Genomic DNA, 16234 nt, shown 5'->3' with positions numbered 1-16234 from the left:
GCCCCGCGCCGTCTCACGCCTTCCCGGGTTGGCGCGCCAGCCACGACGCGAAGGTCTCGGTGCCGAGCGCGGCGCCGGGTCGGGGCAGCGCGTCACCGGCGCGCATGCCCTTCATCTGCGGGCCGGGGAGGCTGATCGACGGCACCCAGCCACGGTTGCCGAGGTGTCGCGCGTAGGCGCGGACCATTTCGTCGAGCCGCTCCTCGCGCGGACCGGCGAAGTCGTCCGTGCGCCCCTGCGCCGCAGCCGCGGCCAGCGCCGCGAGCCGCGCGCCCACTTCGGCGGAGGCCACCGGCTGCACCCGCGCGCGGGGGGCGATGTGGAGCGGGCCGAGCTTCGCCCGGTCGTAGAGCTGGCCGGCGAACTCATGGAACTGGGTCGCCCGCAGGATCGTCCACGGCACAGCGGATGACTCGACGACGCGCTCCTGCGCGACCTTGCCGGCGTAGTAGTCGTACGGGATCCGGTCGACCCCGACGATCGAGAGCAGCACGAAGTGACCGACGCCCGCGCGCCCCGCTGCCGCGATCAGGTTCCCTGTCGCCGTCGTGAAGAACTCCGTGGCGACGTCGGCCGACAGCGTCGTGACGTTCGCGGTGTCGATCACGGCGTGGACGCCATCGAGCGCGGCATCCAGTCCCTTCCCGCTCATCAGGTCGACTCCGGCACTGCGTGCGAGCACGACGGGCTCGTGCCCGGCCGCCCGCACGGCGTCGACGGTCGGGCCCCCCACGGTGCCGGTTCCCCCGGCGACGGCGATTCGCATCAAGTCTTCTCCCTCCGGCGCTGGTGTGCGCTCCTGTCACTCCGACGACGCGGGGCCCCAGAATGTGAGGTGCGGGCTCACATCCGGGTTCGCAGCGTCGTCGATGATGCGGGAGGAGACCGACATGGAAGACGTCGATGCGCTCGAGAGCGAGCGTCGGGGCCTCCTCGGCCTCGCGTACCGCATGCTCGGCACGGTCGCCGACGCCGAGGACGCCGTGCAGGAGACGTACGTGCGCTGGTATCGGATGACCGACGAGGAACGCGCCGCGATCCGCAATCCCGGCGCTTGGCTCACGCGCGTCGCGAGCCGGGTCTGCCTCGACATGCTGGGCTCCGCGCGGGCGCGTCGCGAGTCGTACGTCGGCGAGTGGCTGCCCGAGCCTGTCCCGGGGGAGTCGGCGATCGCCGCATCCGCTCCGCTCGACCCGCTCGACCGCGTGACCCTGGACGACTCGGTGTCCACGGCGCTGCTCGTGGTGCTCGAGTCGCTCACGCCGGCCGAGCGCGTGGCCTTCGTGCTGCACGACGTCTTCGGCGTGCCGTTCGCCGAGATCGCCGAGGCGGTGGGGCGGACACCGGATGCCGCGCGTCAGCTCGCCTCGCAGGCGCGGCGCCGCGTCCGTGAGCGCCGCGCCGGCGCGGCCACGCGCGAGGAGCACGACGCCGTCGCGCGGGCGTTCGCCGCTGCCACCGCGACCGGAGACCTCGCCGCCCTCGTCGCCATCCTCGACCCCGACGTGGTGCTCCGCGCCGACGGCGGCGGCCTCGTCTCGGCGGCACGGCGCCCGGTGCTCGGCGCCGACCGCGTCGCCCGCTTCCTGCTCGGCCTGCCGCGCCTGCTGCCCGAGGCGCAGGTCGGACCGACGGTAACGGCCGACGGTCTCGCGTTCCTCGTGACCGTCGACGGGCGCGCCGACTCCGTGATGACGCTCGAGGTCTCGGGAGGCCGCGTCACGGGCGTCTACATCGTGCGGAATCCCCACAAGCTGACCCTCTGGCGCTGACGCCCGCACGCCCGCGGGTTAGCGTGGACGGATGGCGACCCCCTTCGACTCCCTCGACGACTTCATCGCACTTCCCCGGACCGAGGCGGTGGCGCTCTCTCCGGACGGCCGCACCGCCGTGCTGACGGTGGCGGCGCTGAAGAAGGACGGCACCGGCTACGACCGCTCGCTGTGGAGCGTCCCCGCCGACGGCTCCGGCACGCCCCGCCGGCTGACGCGCTCGGCGAAGGGCGAGGCCGGAGCGGCGTTCACAGCGAGCGGCGACCTGCTCTTCGTGTCGGCGCGCCCCGACGCCGAGGGCGACGCCGACGACGAGTCGGGCCAGCTGTGGCTGCTGCCCGCCGCGGGCGGCGAGGCGCGCCCGGTCACGAGGCTCTCGGGCGGTGTCGACGCCGTCGCGGCGACCGCCGAGGCGTCCGACCGCATCGTGGTCTCGGCATCCCTGCTCCCCGGCGCCGAGACGCTCGAGGCCGAGGCCGGTCTGCGGGCGCGCCGCAAGGAGAAGAAGGTCTCGGCGATCCTGCACGAGACCTACCCGGTGCGCTTCTGGGACCACGACCTCGGGCCGGCCGAGCCGCACCTGCTCGCCCTCGACACCGACGCGCTCGCCGACACGATCGCCGCGGCCGTCGCCGACACCGCCGCCGAGAAGGAGGAGAAGGCGGATGCCGCGGCCGACGCCGCGGACGCCCCGGATGCCGCCGCGTCCGACGAGAAGCCGTACCCCGCGACACTGCCCCGGCCGCGCGACCTCACCCCGCGCCCGGGCCGGTCGGCCGACATCGCCGGCGCATCGCTCACGCCCGACGGCACGACGCTCATCGCGGCGATGCAGCGGCAGGAGCAGCGCGGCGGCCGGTACGTCATCGTGTCGATCGACACCGAGACCGGCGTCCAGACGGTGCTGTTCGACGAGGCGCGAGTCGACTTCGACAGCCCGGTCGTCAGTCACGACGGATCGACCTTCGCCTACATGCGCTCCGCCAAGTCCACCCCGGAAGGCCCGACCGACGCCGAGGTGTGGGTGGCCGGCATCGACGGCTCCGATCCGCGCCGCCTCGTCGCGGACTGGGATCGCTGGGCGACGAGCCTCGCGTGGGATGCCGGTGACGCGGCGCTCATCGCCACCGCCGACGATGACGGCCGCGGCCCGGTGTTCCGCATCCCGCTCGACGGCGGCGCACCAGAGGCGCTCACCGCAGACGACTTCACCTACTCGCACGTGTCGGTCGACCGCAGGTCCGGCGACCTGGTCGCCCTGCGATCGTCGTGGGTGACACCGCCGCACCCGGTGCGGATCGCGCGCGATGGTTCGGTCACTCCGCTCGCCACCCCCGCCGCGGCCGCCGAAGGCCCCGGGTCGATCGTCGAGGTCGAGACCGCCGCCGCGGACGGCGTCCGCGTGCGCGGCTGGCTGCTGCTTCCCGACGGCGCCTCGGCCGACGCCCCCGCGCCCCTGCTGCTGTGGATCCACGGCGGTCCGCTCAGCAGCTGGAACGCCTGGAGCTGGCGCTGGGCGCCGCTGCTCGCGGTCGCGCGCGGCTACGCCGTGCTGCTGCCCGACCCCGCGCTGTCGACCGGGTACGGCTTGGACTTCATCGCCCGCGGCTGGAACGCGTGGGGCGCGGCGCCGTACACCGACCTGCTCGCCATCACCGACGCGGTCGAGGCGCGCGACGACATCGACGCCGAACGCACCGCCGCGATGGGCGGTTCGTTCGGCGGCTACATGGCGAACTGGGTCGCCGGGCACACCGACCGCTTCCGCGCGATCGTGACCCACGCGAGCCTGTGGGCGCTCGATCAGTTCGCCGGCACGACCGACATGTCGGTGTACTGGCAGGAGATCTTCACGCCCGAGGCCATGGCCGAGAACTCACCCCATCGATTCGTGCGCGACATCCGGACACCGCTGCTCGTCGTGCACGGTGACAAGGACTATCGCGTGCCGATCGGCGAGGGCCTGCGGCTGTGGTCGGAGCTCGCCGAGCACCACGCCGACGACGACGGCCGCATGCCGCACCGGTTCCTGTACTTCCCCGACGAGAACCACTGGATTCTCAAGCCGCAGCACGCCGTCGTCTGGTACGAGACGGTGTTCGCGTTCCTGGCCGAGCACGTGCTCGGGAAGGAGCCGACGCGTCCGGAGCTGCTCGGCTGACGACCGCCGCCCGCTCAGGACTCGTGGCGGATCTCGCAGTCGCTGCCCGGTGACAGGATCGCCTCGTGCCCGTCGTCGAACCGGACGACGAGCAACGGGGTGTCGCCGCCACCGCGCACCTCGATGACCTCGCCGGCGCGTTCCGCCGCACCGACGATGCGGCCGTGGATGATCACGCGGTCCCCCACGCTGGCTTGCATTCGGACCACCTCCTGGCGCTCACGATACGACGCGCGCGCCGGGAGCGGTAGGCGTGGGCCGCTACAGCTGGGCGCCGTCGTCGTCGCGGTTCTCCAGACCGACGTTGCGGCCGCGCCACGACTCGTACGCGATCAGCCAGCCGATCGAGACCGCCAGCGCGAGGAACAGGCCGACGAGCAGCTGCCCCCAGATCAGCCCGAAGATGATGCCGACCGTGAAGATCAGCGCGGTGCCGAACGCCCATCCGGAGTGACCGCGGGTCCAGCGCTTGCGAGGTGGGGTCATGGAGACAGCCTAGGCGCGCCGCGACGGTCGCGACCGTGCCCCGGCTCACTGCGGCGCGTTGAGCGCGAGCATCCAGTCGATGCCGAACCGGTCGGTGAGCATGCCGAAGCGCCCACCCCACGGCGGCGTCTCGAAGGGCATCACGACGGTTCCGCCCTCGGACAGTGCGTCCCAGTAGGCCTGCAGCGCGGTCTCGTCGTCGCCGCTGACCGACACCGAGATGCCCGCGGGCTCGCGGTACTCGACGCCGCGGGGGGTGTCGGCCCCCATCAGCACGAAGCCGTCGGGCGTCGACAGCTGCGCATGCATCACCAGGTCGTTTTCGGACGGGTCCTGCACCATGCCTTCGTACTGGCCGAAGGTCGAGATGTCGAGGTCGCCGCCGAAGACGCTCCGGTAGAAGGTCATCGCCTCGCGGGCCTGGTTCTTGAACGACAAGTACGGGTTGAGGCTCGGCATGGCGACTCCAGAAGGACGATGGGGGTGGGATGCCGCGCCCGGCCGCGTGGCATGACCCAGTGTCGTCCGGGCCACCGACATCCGCGAGCCGCGCTTGACCTCGCGTCGACGGCTCCACTATGTTGGCGAGTCCGTGCCGACCGGCACGGAACCACAGGCGAGCCGAGAGGACGACGGATGAACGCGCAGCGCGCACTCCGTGTCGAGCCGGTCCTGGGCAAGCAGCCCGGCGACCGCTACGAGTCGTCCCCTCCGGCGCAGGCCGTGTAGCAGCATCCGCTCTCCACGCCCCGCACCGCACAGGTCCGGGGCGTTCCTCTTTCCAGGGGTGCGCAGCGGGCCGTGAGTCCGCCGCCTCGGTCCCTCAGGACCCTCCAGAAGGAAAGGAACCATGGAGAGGCTCTCCACCCGGCTGCTCTCGTGGGCGAGCATGCTCGACGACAAGACCGTCGAGCAGGCCCGCACCTCGTCGAGCATGCCGTTCATCCACCCGCATCTGGCGCTCATGCCGGATGCGCACCTCGGCAAGGGCGCCACCGTCGGATCGGTCATCCCGACCCTCGGCGCGATCATGCCCGCCGCCGTCGGAGTCGACATCGGCTGCGGCATGATCGCCGTCCGCACCCAGTTCAGGCGAGACCAGCTCGTCGCGCACGACCTCAGCGTGCTGCGTGAGCAGATCGAGCGCGCCGTCCCGCTGTCGGCGGGTCACGCCAACCGCAAGGTCGTCGCGACGGCCGAGCCCCGCGTCGCCGAGCTCGAGGCACTGGCCGAGAAGGCCGGGTTCGACCCTTCGGCATACGCCGGGCATTGGCGCCTGCAGCTCGGGTCGCTCGGCTCGGGCAACCACTTCATCGAGGTGTCGGTCGACGAGCTCGACCGCGTGTGGATGTTCCTGCACTCGGGTTCGCGAGGCGTCGGCAACAAGATCGCCACGCACCACATCGCTGTCGCGCAGCGGCTCGCGAAGAAGTGGTGGATCGAGCTGCCCGACCCCGACCTCGCATACCTGGTGGAGGGCACGCCGGAGTTCACGCGCTACATCCGCGAGCTCCGCTGGGCGCAGCACTTCGCGCTCCTCAACCGCGAGGAGATGATGGACCGCGTCGCGCGGCAGCTCTCCGAGGTGATGGGCGAGACGGTCGTCGAGCACGAGCGGATCAACTGCCACCACAACTTCACCGAGTCCGAGAAGCACTTCGGAAAGCAGGTGTGGGTCTCGCGGAAGGGGGCGATCCAGGCGGACGCGGGCCTGCCCGGTCTCATCCCCGGTTCGATGGGCACGGCCTCCTACGTGGTCGAGGGGCTCGGCAACCCGCTGTCGCTGAACTCGTCGCCGCACGGTGCGGGCCGGGAGTACTCGCGGTCCGCCGCCCGGCGGACGTTCACGCACGCGCAGCTGCGCGAGGCGATGGCGGGGATCGAGTTCCGCGACACCGACGCGTTCATCGACGAGATCCCGCAGGCGTACAAGCCGATCGATCAGGTCATGGCCGACGCCGCCGACCTCGTGTCGATCCGCCACACGCTGCGCCAGCTCGTCAACGTGAAGGGCGATTGAGCGGATGCCGCGGCCCGCGCCTGCGGGCCGGGTCGCGGCATCCCTCCCGATGTCTTGAACTTGACGGGCCGGGCGGCCAGGATGTGACTCAACGCAGTCCGACGCTGGACACGCCGGGTCGGATCCACGCCCAGGGGGGTTCCCGTGCCCGACCTCGCTCCGGACGGATCGCCGTCCGACGACGTGCTCGTCCAGCCCTTCACGCCCGGAATGCAGGGCAATCCGCCCGAGCTCGCCGAGTTGACCCGCAACGACGAGATCGTGCCGCAGGTGCTGATCCCGGTCGCCGACATCAAGACGCGGGAGTTCGTCGAGGAGTGGCGCAACGCCTCGTACAACTGCTACTCGTCGGGCCACAAGTTCTGCCGCGAGGTCTGCCCGGTCATGACCGAGACGCGCAACGAGTCGTGGACGCCCACCGCATTCCACGCGAACGTCGTGGCGATGGAGCGCGGTGAGCTGACCATCGAGGATGTGGCGGCCGACTACGTGAACTGCACGCAGTGCGGCGCGTGCGAGCTGCGCTGCCCCAACACCCTCTTCACCGGCGACTTCTACCGCTTCCGCACCCGCACCGTGGATGTCGTGAAGGCCGCGAGGGCTCTCGCCGTCGACTCCGGCATCCACCAGCCCGGGTACAAGGCGTGGAATGAGCTCACCGCCCAGCGCAGCCACGAGCCTGTGCTCGGCGAGGCGCCGGTCGGCCAGGACACCGTGCGAGACTGGGCGGTGGGTCTCGACATCCCGATCGGCGGCGAGACGATCCTCTTCGTGGACTGCGAGGCCGCGTTCTACCGCACATCGGTGCCCCGCGCCGTGGCTCAGATCCTGCAGAAGGCCGGCTACGAGTTCGGCCTCATGGGCGAGCAGTGGTGCTGCGGCGGGCCGGCGGCCGAGATGGGCTACGTCGATCAGGCACGCGCGTTCGCGGAGCACAACATGGCTTCCTGGCGCGCCACCGGCACGAAGCGCATCCTGGTGCTCGATCCCCACGACTACATCTCGTTCACCGAGGACTATCCGAAGTACTTCGGCGCCGACTTCGACCTCGAAGTCGTGCTGGTCGTGGAGCTGTTCGCCGAGATGATCCGCGACGGCCGGCTCGTGCCCTCGGTCGCTGTCGACCGCGCGATCACGTACCACGACCCCTGCCGGCTGAACAAGCGCAAGGGCATCTGGAAGGAGCCGCGCGAGATCCTGCGGTCGATCCCGGGACTGCGGTTCGAGGACGTCGACCGCGTCACGCAGTGGTCGTACTGCTCGGGCGCAGGCGGGGGCCTGGCCGTCGAGAAGCCCGAGCTCACCGCGGCGATCAGCGCGCGCCGGCTGAGCCACGTCCAGAAGCTCGACGTCGACACGCTCGTGAGCGCCTGCCCCTGGTCGGAGCGGCCCCTCACCGAGGCGGGGAACGACGTCGACATCGACGTGCTCGACATCCACGAGCTGCTGGCGACCGCGCTGGGCATCGAGGTCGGCGGCTCGCGCGGATCGACCGGCGACCGGCGGCTCGCCCAGGCGCGCACCGGCGCGCCGGGCCGCGGGCGCAGCCCGAGGGGCTGCGGTTCGGGCGGAGGCTGCGGTTCCGGTGGTGGCTGCGGCTCGGGTGCGGCCTGCGGCTGCGGGGGAGCTCACTGATGACCATGCTCACCGAGGATGTCGACACCGCCGTCAGAGCGCTGCGCACGGTGCTCGCCGAGGAGCAGATCCTCACCGGGCGCGGCGACCGCTACAACCGGGCGCGCGTGCCGGCGCCCTTCCCGGTGCATCGGTGGTCCGAACGGGTGCCCGACCTCGTGGTCCTGCCGACCTCGACCGAGCAGGTGGCCGCGATCGTGCGGATCGCGAACGACCTGCGCATCCCGGTGGTCCCGCGCGACGGCGGAACGGGGCTCACCGACGGTGCCGTGCCGCTGCGCGGCGGCATCCTGGTCGATGTCAAGCGCATGAACCAGGTGCACGAACTCGACCTGGTCAACCGCACCGTCACGGTGGGCACGGGCATCAACATGCTCAAGCTCAACGAGTACCTCGCGCCCTACGGGCTCTTCTACCCCGACGACCCGGCGTCGTACCCGTGCTCGCTCGTCGGCGGACGGATCGGCACGAGCGGCTGGTCGCTCATCGGCTCGCGCTACGGCCACACCCGCGACCTCGTCCTGAGCTTCGACTTCGTGCTGCCGACCGGCGACATCATGCACGTCGGGGACGGCATCGGGCGGAAGGTGTCGAAGTCGTCCAGCGGCTACCAGCTCAAGCACCTGTTCATGGGACACCAGGGCACACTCGGCATCGCGACGCGAGCGACGCTCAAGCTCTTCCCCAAGCCCGAAGCGGAGCTCTCGCCGTTCTGGGCGTTCGACAACTACGACGACGCGTACGCCTGCACGGGCGCACTCGCCCGTGCAGGGGTTGCGACGTTCGCGGGCGCCGTGCTGTTCGACGAGCACAAAGTGGCGTACCTGCGCCGTGACGACGAGGCCTACATCCCGCAGCCGGCCGACGTGCGGGCGCTGGTGTGCGCCGTCATGTACGGCTGGGACGACGAGGTGCGCGCCGGCGGCAAGAGGCTCTTCCGCATCGCGAAGGAGCACGGCGCGCGCTACCTCGGAGACGAGATCTCCGAGGGGGACTGGGCGGCGCGCCACGACCGCTACGCGACACCGCTCCACGGCCGCACGAAGGACGGTCAGGTCGTGCCCATGAGCTGGCACTGCGAGGACGCGGCCGTCAACTTCTCCGAGCTGAAGTCGGTCACGCGGGCCTGGCACGAGATCATCGCCGACCTGCGCCGGCGCACCGACGTCTTCGACGACTGGGGCATGTTCGCCTACACGCAGGGCAGCACCGGCGTCGACTACCTCACCGAGATCGACGTCGGCATCTGGGAGCAGCAGCTCGACGATCGCGCGTGGGCGCTGTGGGTCGACGCCAAGCGCGCGATCGCGCGCGTCACCCTCGACCACGGCGGATCGATCAGCGCCTGCCACGGCTCGTGCCGCGAAGGCGAGGTCGACCTGGTGCCCGAGGAGCTCGGCCGCGGGTTCGACGTCATGCTCGACATCAAGCGCGCTCTCGATCCGAACAACATCATGAACCCAGGGAAGTATCTGCTGGATCGGGCCTACGAGGGAGAGGGCTGAGCGATGCCGTTCCGCTACGACGAGCAGATGCAGCCGCCCGAGCCGCAGCGGGTGACGGATGTCGCGATCACGACCCACGAGCACGTGTTCGAGGTCGACCCGCGCCTGATGGAGCGCTGGGTGCTGCAGCAGCAGTTCCCCAACTGGGACTCCCTGCGCATCATGAACGCCCGCGGCGACCACCTGGCCTGGATGCACCGCCACTTCGCGTCGACCGTCGTGACCGGGTCCGACCTGCTCGCCGACGTCGACGCCGAGGACGCGGGCCGAGGCGCCGCGTCGTCGCCCGCGACCGGTCCCAGCCTCTCGCCGGACTGATCAGCCGGCATCCACCCACCCGAAGGAGATCACGATGAAGTTCAGCTATGTCATGCTGCCGGACTATCCACTCGAACAGTCGCTGCGCTCGATCCAGCTTGCCGACGAGCTGGGCTACTACGCGGTGTACGCCGCCGACGAGACCTGGCACAAGGATCTGTGGCTCCTGTTCGCCGCGGCGGCCGACAAGACGAAGAACGTGAGGTTCGGGCCGAGCGTCTCGGGTGTCGTGCTGCGGGAGCCGACGCTCATCGCGCAAGCGGCCGCGACCCTCGACGAGCTCACCAACGGGCGCGCCGAGGTCGTGATCGGGAGCGGCAACTTCGGCTTGCTCGCGCAGTACAAGATCGACTGGACCGGGACCAAGCCGCTCTCGCGCGTGCTGGAGGGGGTGAAGGTCATCCGCACGTTCCTCGACGAGGGCGCCATCACGATGGACGGCGAGTTCTTCAACTACGCGGGCCTATTCACCTTCGCTCGCCCCGTCCAGGAGCGGATGCCGGTCAAGGTCGGAGCCATGCGGGGTCCCAAGTCGTTCGAGGCGAGCGCGGAGTTCTCCGACGGCTGCCACCACGCGCTCAGCTACACGCGCGAGGCGTACGACTACATGGTCGAGCACTGCCGCATCGGAGCCGAGCGCGCGGGCAAGAATGTCGAGGATCTCGACCTCGGCGCGTGGGTGGTGTTCTCCGTCGGCGAGGACTCGGCCGCCGCGAAGGAGGCCGCGCGGTCGATGGTCGGCCTCTACGCGTCGGCGATGCCGCCCGAGCAGCTGCGTCGCAACGGTGTCGAGCCCGAAGAGCTCGAGCCGGTCATCGCGGCGCTGGGGGCAGGAGACCTCGGCGGAGCGATCGACCTCACACCGCCCGAGCTCGCCGAGCGACTGTCGATCGCCGGCACGCCGGAGGAGTGCGCCGAGAAGATCAAGCGCGAGATCGAGCCCGCGGGGATCAACCACATGATCCTCGCGATCACCGATGCCGCGCTCGTCAAGGCGCTCATGGGTCGCGAGGTCGAGGGCGTCCCCGACGTCGACACCCAGCTCCGGCTCGTGCACGACCGCGTCATGCCGGCCTTCGCGTAGCGATCGAGGCTGCGACTGCTGCGCCGGTCAGCGGTCGCGGTGGTCTTCGGGATGCAGGCGCGGAGCGCGCCTCGGCTCGCGGATGCCGCTCGCGTACAGCAGCCGGATCACACGCTGGCGCTGGCCGGCCCACGGGGCGAGGAGTCGCAGCATCCCATCGTCGTCGACGCGCTCGCCGGTCAGCGCGTACCCGACCTCGTGAGCCAGGTGGAAGTCGCCGACGCTCACCGCGTCGGGGTCGCCGAGCGCCCGGATGCGAGTCTCGGCCGAGGTCCAGGGTCCGATGCCGGGCTGGCTGACCAGCACGCGGTCGACGGCCTCGCCGTCGTGTGCGGCGAGCACGGCGCGCACGAGCGCGTCGCCGCGGCGGGCGGCACGCACGACGGCCTTCGACTGCGGCGGCTCGAGCCCGGCGCGGTGCCACGCCCACGACGGCACGTCACGCCAGCCGTCGATCGACGGGGGCGCGAACATCGGTCGCGGGGTCGGCCCCGGGGCGCGCTCGCCGTGCCAGGTCACGATGCGCCGCCATGCGGCGAAGGCCTGCATGCCGGTGACCTTCTGCTCGAAGATCGCGCACGCAAGGGCGTCGAAGACGAGCCCGGTGCGCGCCAGTCGCAGGCCGGGATTGCGGCGGTGGGATTCGGCGATGAGCGGATGCCGCGACCCGTCGAACGACGACGGATCATCGGCCGCGCCGCAGAGGTCGGGCAGCTGCGCGAGCGCCCATTCGCGGCCGGGCCCCCAGGCGGCGCCGCGGACCACGCCCGGACTGGTCCCGCGGATGGCGAGGGTCGCAATCCCCTCGGGCGTGCGGCTCGCGCGCCAGACCACCGAGCCCGACACGGTCATGGTCGGGTCGTTCGCGCCGCGCCGCAGGAACAGCAGGGTGCGGGCGACGTCGAGCGGATGCCGCGGCCGGTACTCCGTCTCGAGCGGACGGCCCGGATCGGGCCGGGGGTCGCGCACGACCGCGCCGGAGCGGCGGGTCGGGGCGACGAAGGTCATGCCTCGACGATACGCCCCGGCCTCCGACATCCCATCCCGCGTTCTGCTCACCTGTCACGAGTTGCCGCGCGGGGCGGCGCGTTGTGACAGGGGAGCGGCGTGGGGCGGGCGGGCGGGGGCTCACCTGTCACGAGTTGCCGCGTCGTGCGGCGCGTTGTGACAGGGGAGCGGCGTCGGGAGGTGGGGCGGGGGCTCACCTGTCACGAGTTGCCGCGTCGTGCGGCGCGTTGTGACAGGGGAGCGGCGTGGGGCGGGCGGGCGGGGGCTCACCTGTCACGAGTTGCCGCGTCGTGCGGCGCGTTGTGACAGGGGAGCGGCGTGGGGCGGGCGAGCGGGCGGGCGCCGTGAGGCGGCGCCTGCGAGCCGGGTGAAGCTCGGTGCCGGTCAGAAGCGGTCGGGCGACGGCGTGCCGTGGCCGTAGCGGATGACGACGTCGGCGTGGCGGTCGAAGCGGTAGCCGACGCCTCGGACCGTGCGGACGATGTCTTCGTACCGGCCGAGCTTCGCGCGCAGGCGGCGCACGTGCACGTCGATGGTGCGCTCACCGGGAGCCTCGTCCTCGGTGGCACCCTGCCACAGCGAGGTGACCAGCTCGGTGCGCTCGATCGTGCGGCCCTCGCGGAGCACGAGGTACTGCAGCAGCTCGAACTCCTTGAATGTGAAGGCGGCCGACTCGCCGTCGATGAGCACGCGTTTGCGCGAGATGTCGACGACGACGCCACCGGCGGCGCGGTCCTCGTCTTCGGGCTCCTCGTTCTTGGTGCGGGCGATGGCGGACGGCTCGTGCAGCGCCAGGCGCACCACGTCGACGTCGCGGCCGCCGGAGCCCACCGGGGCGAGGGCGACGGTGGCATAGGTCTCGGCCTCGGGGGCGAGCTCGCCGAGTGTGCGGCGCAGCGCCTCGACGAGGACGCCGAGGCTGACACCCGATGCCGCGGCCTTCGCCTCGTCGATGCCGACGTAGAGCGCGAACCCGCGGGGAGCGGTGCCCGGGGGCAGGTGGCGTGCCGGCTGCGCGGCTGCCGGAGCGGGAGCTGCCGGAGCGGTGGCGGGCGCCGAGGTGTCGATGGTCGGAACCGGACGCGTGACCGCGCGGAGGTGGCGGACAGGGGCGGGGGCGGCGGGGCGATCGAGGAGGGCGGTGGTCGACATGATGATGGTCCTTGCGGGAGGGAACCCGGGCCGATGGGGCGCGAACGGGTTCGGATGTGCTGATGCCCGGAAGAGGGCGGTGCCCGGTGCGGGCGGCCCGTCGTCGGGCGATGTTCGAGGCATCCGGGTGCGCGTGATCAACGCACGAATCCCGGTGCTTCGGGGGACTCGCTCAGCCGTGGTTCAGAAGCGGCGTGCGGGTCCGGCGGGGGTCACCGTGCTAGTGGCACATTCGACAACACATGGCAACGCGGCCGGCCATCATCATGCCGGCAGCTCCGTTCGCCTCCCAGGCGGACAGTGAGCGTGCGTTGTCAGTCATGTGGCCGATTATGACGGAGTGCGTCGCAATGCGTCAAATCGCCCTGGCGCGGCATCCCGAGCATGACGAAATGTGACACATTGCTCAGTCGGCCGCGGCAGCGGCGGCAGGCGCGGCGCCACCCTCATCTGCGCAACGTGCGTGCGGGATATGTTGCCAGATTCCACAAATGTCTTGCGCGCACGCCGGACCTGTGCGTAACATGCCTGTCGAAGCGTTTCCGCGAAGCGCTTCGAGCATCAACTTCCGACAGACGACGAGGTCGACGTGGCGAACATCAACGAGGTGGCCGAAGCCGCCGGCGTGTCGATCAGCACCGTCTCGTACGCGCTGAGCGGCAAGCGCCCCGTGGCTCCCGACACCCGTCGCCGCATCGAAGAGGCGGTGCGCGAACTCGGCTACAGCCCGAACGCCGGTGCCCGGATGCTCGCCGGCTCGCGTACGCAGATCTTCGCCCTCACCGAGCCGCTGCGCAAAGACACGCACGCGCCGACGCACATGTCGTTCGTGCTCGCCACGGCGGTCGCCGCGCGACGCAACGACTACGACATCCTGCTCCTCACCGACGAGCAGGCCCAGGCCGGCATGAGCCGGGTCGCCGCCAACGGCCTGGTCGACGCGATCCTCGTGCTCGACGTGGCCCCCGACGACGCCCGTGTCGCGCTCGCCCGGCAGATCGCGACACCGACCGTCTTCATCGGCATCCCCGACGACAACGAGGGGCTCGTCTGCGTCGACCTCGACTTCGAGGCGGCAGCCGCCCGCGCGGTCGACCTCCTCGCCGATGCAGGCCACCGCTCGATCGGGCTCGTCGGCCAGACCGACACCGCGTACGTGAAGTCGAACTTCCCACCGCGTGTGCGGGCGAGCGTGCTCGCCCGCGCCGCCGAGCGGGGGCTCGAGGTCGCGTACGGCACCACCGGCAAGAAGCACGCCGACCGCGCCGCCGCCCGGCGCACGGCGGGGCAGCTGCTCGACGGCGGCGCGACCGCGCTCGTCCTGCACTGCGCCGACGAGGCGCACGCCGCGGTGCTCGCCGAGCTCGACGCCCGCGGGCTGCGTGTTCCCGAAGACGTCTCGGTCATCTCGGTCGGCGCGTCCTTCGACCTGAGCGCGCTGTCCGTGCCGGTCGACTCCATCCCGCTCGTTCCCGAGGAGTCGTGCGACCTCGCCGTCGACCTCGCGCTCGAGATGCTCGGCCCGAGCCGTCCGGAGCCCGGGCTGCGACTGATCCCACCCACCTACGAATCCCGGGGCACGATCGCCGCGCCGCCGGGTTCCCGGCCGTCGGGAGCCGCAGCGGACTGAGGCCGCGGCATCCGATTCCTCGCTTCGCTGCCCGTCATCGAAGCGCTTCGACACAACAACTGAATCACCCACCTCGACCGACGCAGGTCACCATGAAAGGAGTGCCACTGATGGCACGATTCACACGCAAGAACGCCCGGCGCGGCCTCGCCGCCGTCGGCGCCCTCACCGTCGGCGCGCTCGCACTGGCCGGCTGCGCGGGCGGCTCGTCCGAGTCCGGCGACGGCGACACACTCAAGCTGTGGCACTACGAGGGTGAAGACAGCGCGATGACCAAGGCCTGGAACGAGGCGATCGAGGTCTTCGAGGAGGAGACGGGGGCGACCGTCGAGTTCGAGCAGAAGTCGTTCGAGCAGATCCAGAAGACGGCGAGCCAGGTGCTCGACTCGGATGCCGCGCCCGATCTCATGGAGTTCAACAAGGGCAACGCGACCGCAGGCTTCCTCGCGTCGACGGGCCTCATCGCCGACATCTCGGACGCCGTCGACGAGTACGGCTGGGCCGACAAGCTCGCGCCGTCGCTGCAGACGACCGCGAAGTACTCCGAAGACGGCGTCATGGGCGGGGACACCTGGTACGGCATCCCCAACTACGGCGAGTTCGTCGGCGTGTACTACAACACGGACGCGTTCGCCGAGGCCGGGCTCGAGATCCCGACCACCTACGACGAGTTCGTGGACGTGCTCGACGCGTTCGTCGCGCAGGGCGTCACGCCGCTCGCCGAGGCGGGTGCGGAGTACCCGCTCGGTCAGCTCTGGTACCAGCTCGCGCTGACGCAGGGCGACCGCCAGTTCGTCAACGACTACCAGCTGTACGAGAACCCGGTCGACTGGCAGGGCCCCGAGCTGACCTACGCGACCGAGACGCTCGCCGAGTACGTCGACAAGGGCTACATCGCCTCCGATGTCTCGTCGGTCAAGGCCGAGGACGCCGGTGTCTCGTTCATCAACGGCACTGCGCCCATCTTCGTGTCGGGCTCGTGGTGGTACGGACGCTTCGTCGAGGAGGCCGGCTTCGACTGGACGCTGCAGTCGTTCCCCGACACGCAGCTGTCGCTCGGCTCGTCGGGCAACCTCTGGGTCGTCCCCGAGAACGCCGCCAACAAGGAGCTCGCGTACGAGTTCATCGACATCACGATGCGTCCCGAGATCCAGGCGATCATCGGCAACAACGGCGGCGTGCCCGTCGCCGCCGACCCGTCCGACATCACCGACCCGAAGAGCCAGGAGCTCATCGCGGCGTTCAACGGCGTGCTCGAGGACGACGGCCTGTCGTTCTACCCGGACTGGCCCGCGGCCGGCTTCTACGACGTGATCGTCCAGCAGCTCCAGGGCCTCGTGACCGGGACGCAGGACGCCGAGGCGACCAACGCCAACCTCGGCTCCGAGTACGAAGCAGGAACAGCGGACTTCCGCTGACCCGACGGCGGTGGGCGGCCGAAGCGCCACCCACCGCCCCAGAGG

The 16234-nt window shown here is 71.1% G+C and carries 15 protein-coding genes; 9 read left to right on the top strand and 6 right to left on the bottom strand.

Translation table 11 applies throughout. The features are described 5' to 3' along the window. Window positions 1-13: 13 nt before the first annotated feature. Window positions 14-766 (bottom strand): SDR family oxidoreductase, encoded by a 753-nt coding sequence (locus H9622_RS02860; RefSeq protein ID WP_191764056.1) that lies wholly within the window; start codon window positions 764-766, stop codon window positions 14-16. Between the two features lie 124 nt (window positions 767-890). Between H9622_RS02860 and sigJ the strand changes: the two genes are divergently transcribed. Both sigJ and H9622_RS02850 read left to right on the top strand, forming a co-directional pair. Further along, window positions 891-1772, top strand: a complete 882-nt coding sequence (gene sigJ / locus H9622_RS02855) for an RNA polymerase sigma factor SigJ (protein ID WP_191764055.1) — start codon at window positions 891-893, stop codon at window positions 1770-1772. 31 nt (window positions 1773-1803) lie between these two features. Continuing rightward, window positions 1804-3933, top strand: coding sequence for a S9 family peptidase (locus H9622_RS02850; protein ID WP_191764054.1), 2130 nt, complete (start codon window positions 1804-1806; stop codon window positions 3931-3933). Window positions 3934-3947: 14 nt separating this feature from the next. Here H9622_RS02850 and H9622_RS02845 read toward each other — a convergent pair whose 3' ends face one another. From H9622_RS02845 to H9622_RS02835, 3 genes are all read right to left on the bottom strand, one after another. Beyond that, window positions 3948-4133: a DUF1918 domain-containing protein gene (locus H9622_RS02845; protein WP_191764052.1), complete on the bottom strand. Its 186-nt coding sequence runs from the start codon at window positions 4131-4133 to the stop codon at window positions 3948-3950. Window positions 4134-4194: 61 nt separating this feature from the next. Beyond that, a complete protein-coding gene (locus tag H9622_RS02840) occupies window positions 4195-4419 on the bottom strand; it encodes a hypothetical protein (RefSeq protein WP_191764050.1) in 225 nt (74 codons plus the stop codon). Window positions 4420-4464: 45 nt separating this feature from the next. Beyond that, complete coding sequence (locus tag H9622_RS02835; RefSeq protein WP_191764049.1) at window positions 4465-4878, bottom strand: VOC family protein; 414 nt, start codon at window positions 4876-4878, stop codon at window positions 4465-4467. A 391-nt stretch (window positions 4879-5269) separates the two neighbouring features. On the opposite strand from H9622_RS02835, the gene H9622_RS02830 reads away from it, so the two are divergent. The 5 genes from H9622_RS02830 to H9622_RS02810 all read left to right on the top strand — a co-directional run bounded on the left by H9622_RS02830 (window position 5270) and on the right by H9622_RS02810 (window position 10981). Next, window positions 5270-6439, top strand: coding sequence for an RtcB family protein (locus H9622_RS02830; protein WP_191764047.1), 1170 nt, complete (start codon window positions 5270-5272; stop codon window positions 6437-6439). 144 nt (window positions 6440-6583) lie between these two features. Then, window positions 6584-8074: a (Fe-S)-binding protein gene (locus H9622_RS02825; protein WP_318247006.1), complete on the top strand. Its 1491-nt coding sequence runs from the start codon at window positions 6584-6586 to the stop codon at window positions 8072-8074. Beyond that, window positions 8074-9579 (top strand): FAD-binding oxidoreductase, encoded by a 1506-nt coding sequence (locus H9622_RS02820; protein WP_191764045.1) that lies wholly within the window; start codon window positions 8074-8076, stop codon window positions 9577-9579. Before H9622_RS02825 ends, H9622_RS02820 begins: the two co-directional genes overlap by 1 nt. A 3-nt stretch (window positions 9580-9582) precedes the next feature. Next, window positions 9583-9897, top strand: coding sequence for a hypothetical protein (locus H9622_RS02815; protein WP_191764043.1), 315 nt, complete (start codon window positions 9583-9585; stop codon window positions 9895-9897). Between the two features lie 34 nt (window positions 9898-9931). Beyond that, window positions 9932-10981: an LLM class flavin-dependent oxidoreductase gene (locus tag H9622_RS02810; RefSeq protein WP_191764041.1), complete on the top strand. Its 1050-nt coding sequence runs from the start codon at window positions 9932-9934 to the stop codon at window positions 10979-10981. A 27-nt stretch (window positions 10982-11008) separates the two neighbouring features. Here H9622_RS02810 and H9622_RS02805 read toward each other — a convergent pair whose 3' ends face one another. Both H9622_RS02805 and H9622_RS02800 read right to left on the bottom strand, forming a co-directional pair. Further along, the gene (locus H9622_RS02805) at window positions 11009-11989 is read right to left on the bottom strand and encodes a DNA-3-methyladenine glycosylase family protein (RefSeq protein ID WP_225221531.1); all 981 of its coding nucleotides are present in this window, start codon (window positions 11987-11989) and stop codon (window positions 11009-11011) included. A gap of 384 nt (window positions 11990-12373) precedes the next feature. Continuing rightward, window positions 12374-13141, bottom strand: a complete 768-nt coding sequence (locus H9622_RS02800) for a winged helix-turn-helix domain-containing protein (RefSeq protein WP_191764039.1) — start codon at window positions 13139-13141, stop codon at window positions 12374-12376. A 589-nt stretch (window positions 13142-13730) separates the two neighbouring features. On the opposite strand from H9622_RS02800, the gene H9622_RS02795 reads away from it, so the two are divergent. Both H9622_RS02795 and H9622_RS02790 read left to right on the top strand, forming a co-directional pair. Then, window positions 13731-14771, top strand: a complete 1041-nt coding sequence (locus tag H9622_RS02795) for a LacI family DNA-binding transcriptional regulator (RefSeq protein ID WP_191764037.1) — start codon at window positions 13731-13733, stop codon at window positions 14769-14771. A 110-nt stretch (window positions 14772-14881) separates the two neighbouring features. Then, window positions 14882-16189 (top strand): ABC transporter substrate-binding protein, encoded by a 1308-nt coding sequence (locus H9622_RS02790; protein WP_191764035.1) that lies wholly within the window; start codon window positions 14882-14884, stop codon window positions 16187-16189. The last annotated feature ends 45 nt before the right edge of the window (window positions 16190-16234 follow it).

The organism is Microbacterium gallinarum (assembly GCF_014837165.1).
Lineage (GTDB): Bacteria > Actinomycetota > Actinomycetes > Actinomycetales > Microbacteriaceae > Microbacterium > Microbacterium gallinarum.
The sequence above is the reverse complement of the archived record's forward strand: the minus strand, read 5'-3'. Positions and strand labels throughout refer to the sequence as shown.

Coding starts and splice junctions, on each gene's coding strand:
- H9622_RS02840 (WP_191764050.1), bottom strand. CDS start 4,419: ATGACCCCACCTCGCAAGCGCTGGACCCGCGGTCACTCCGGATGGGCG.
- H9622_RS02790 (WP_191764035.1), top strand. CDS start 14,882: ATGGCACGATTCACACGCAAGAACGCCCGGCGCGGCCTCGCCGCCGTC.
- H9622_RS02830 (WP_191764047.1), top strand. CDS start 5,270: ATGGAGAGGCTCTCCACCCGGCTGCTCTCGTGGGCGAGCATGCTCGAC.
- sigJ (WP_191764055.1), top strand. CDS start 891: ATGGAAGACGTCGATGCGCTCGAGAGCGAGCGTCGGGGCCTCCTCGGC.
- H9622_RS02820 (WP_191764045.1), top strand. CDS start 8,074: ATGACCATGCTCACCGAGGATGTCGACACCGCCGTCAGAGCGCTGCGC.
- H9622_RS02860 (WP_191764056.1), bottom strand. CDS start 766: ATGCGAATCGCCGTCGCCGGGGGAACCGGCACCGTGGGGGGCCCGACC.
- H9622_RS02805 (WP_225221531.1), bottom strand. CDS start 11,989: ATGACCTTCGTCGCCCCGACCCGCCGCTCCGGCGCGGTCGTGCGCGAC.
- H9622_RS02835 (WP_191764049.1), bottom strand. CDS start 4,878: ATGCCGAGCCTCAACCCGTACTTGTCGTTCAAGAACCAGGCCCGCGAG.
- H9622_RS02815 (WP_191764043.1), top strand. CDS start 9,583: ATGCCGTTCCGCTACGACGAGCAGATGCAGCCGCCCGAGCCGCAGCGG.
- H9622_RS02850 (WP_191764054.1), top strand. CDS start 1,804: ATGGCGACCCCCTTCGACTCCCTCGACGACTTCATCGCACTTCCCCGG.
- H9622_RS02845 (WP_191764052.1), bottom strand. CDS start 4,133: ATGCAAGCCAGCGTGGGGGACCGCGTGATCATCCACGGCCGCATCGTC.
- H9622_RS02800 (WP_191764039.1), bottom strand. CDS start 13,141: ATGTCGACCACCGCCCTCCTCGATCGCCCCGCCGCCCCCGCCCCTGTC.
- H9622_RS02810 (WP_191764041.1), top strand. CDS start 9,932: ATGAAGTTCAGCTATGTCATGCTGCCGGACTATCCACTCGAACAGTCG.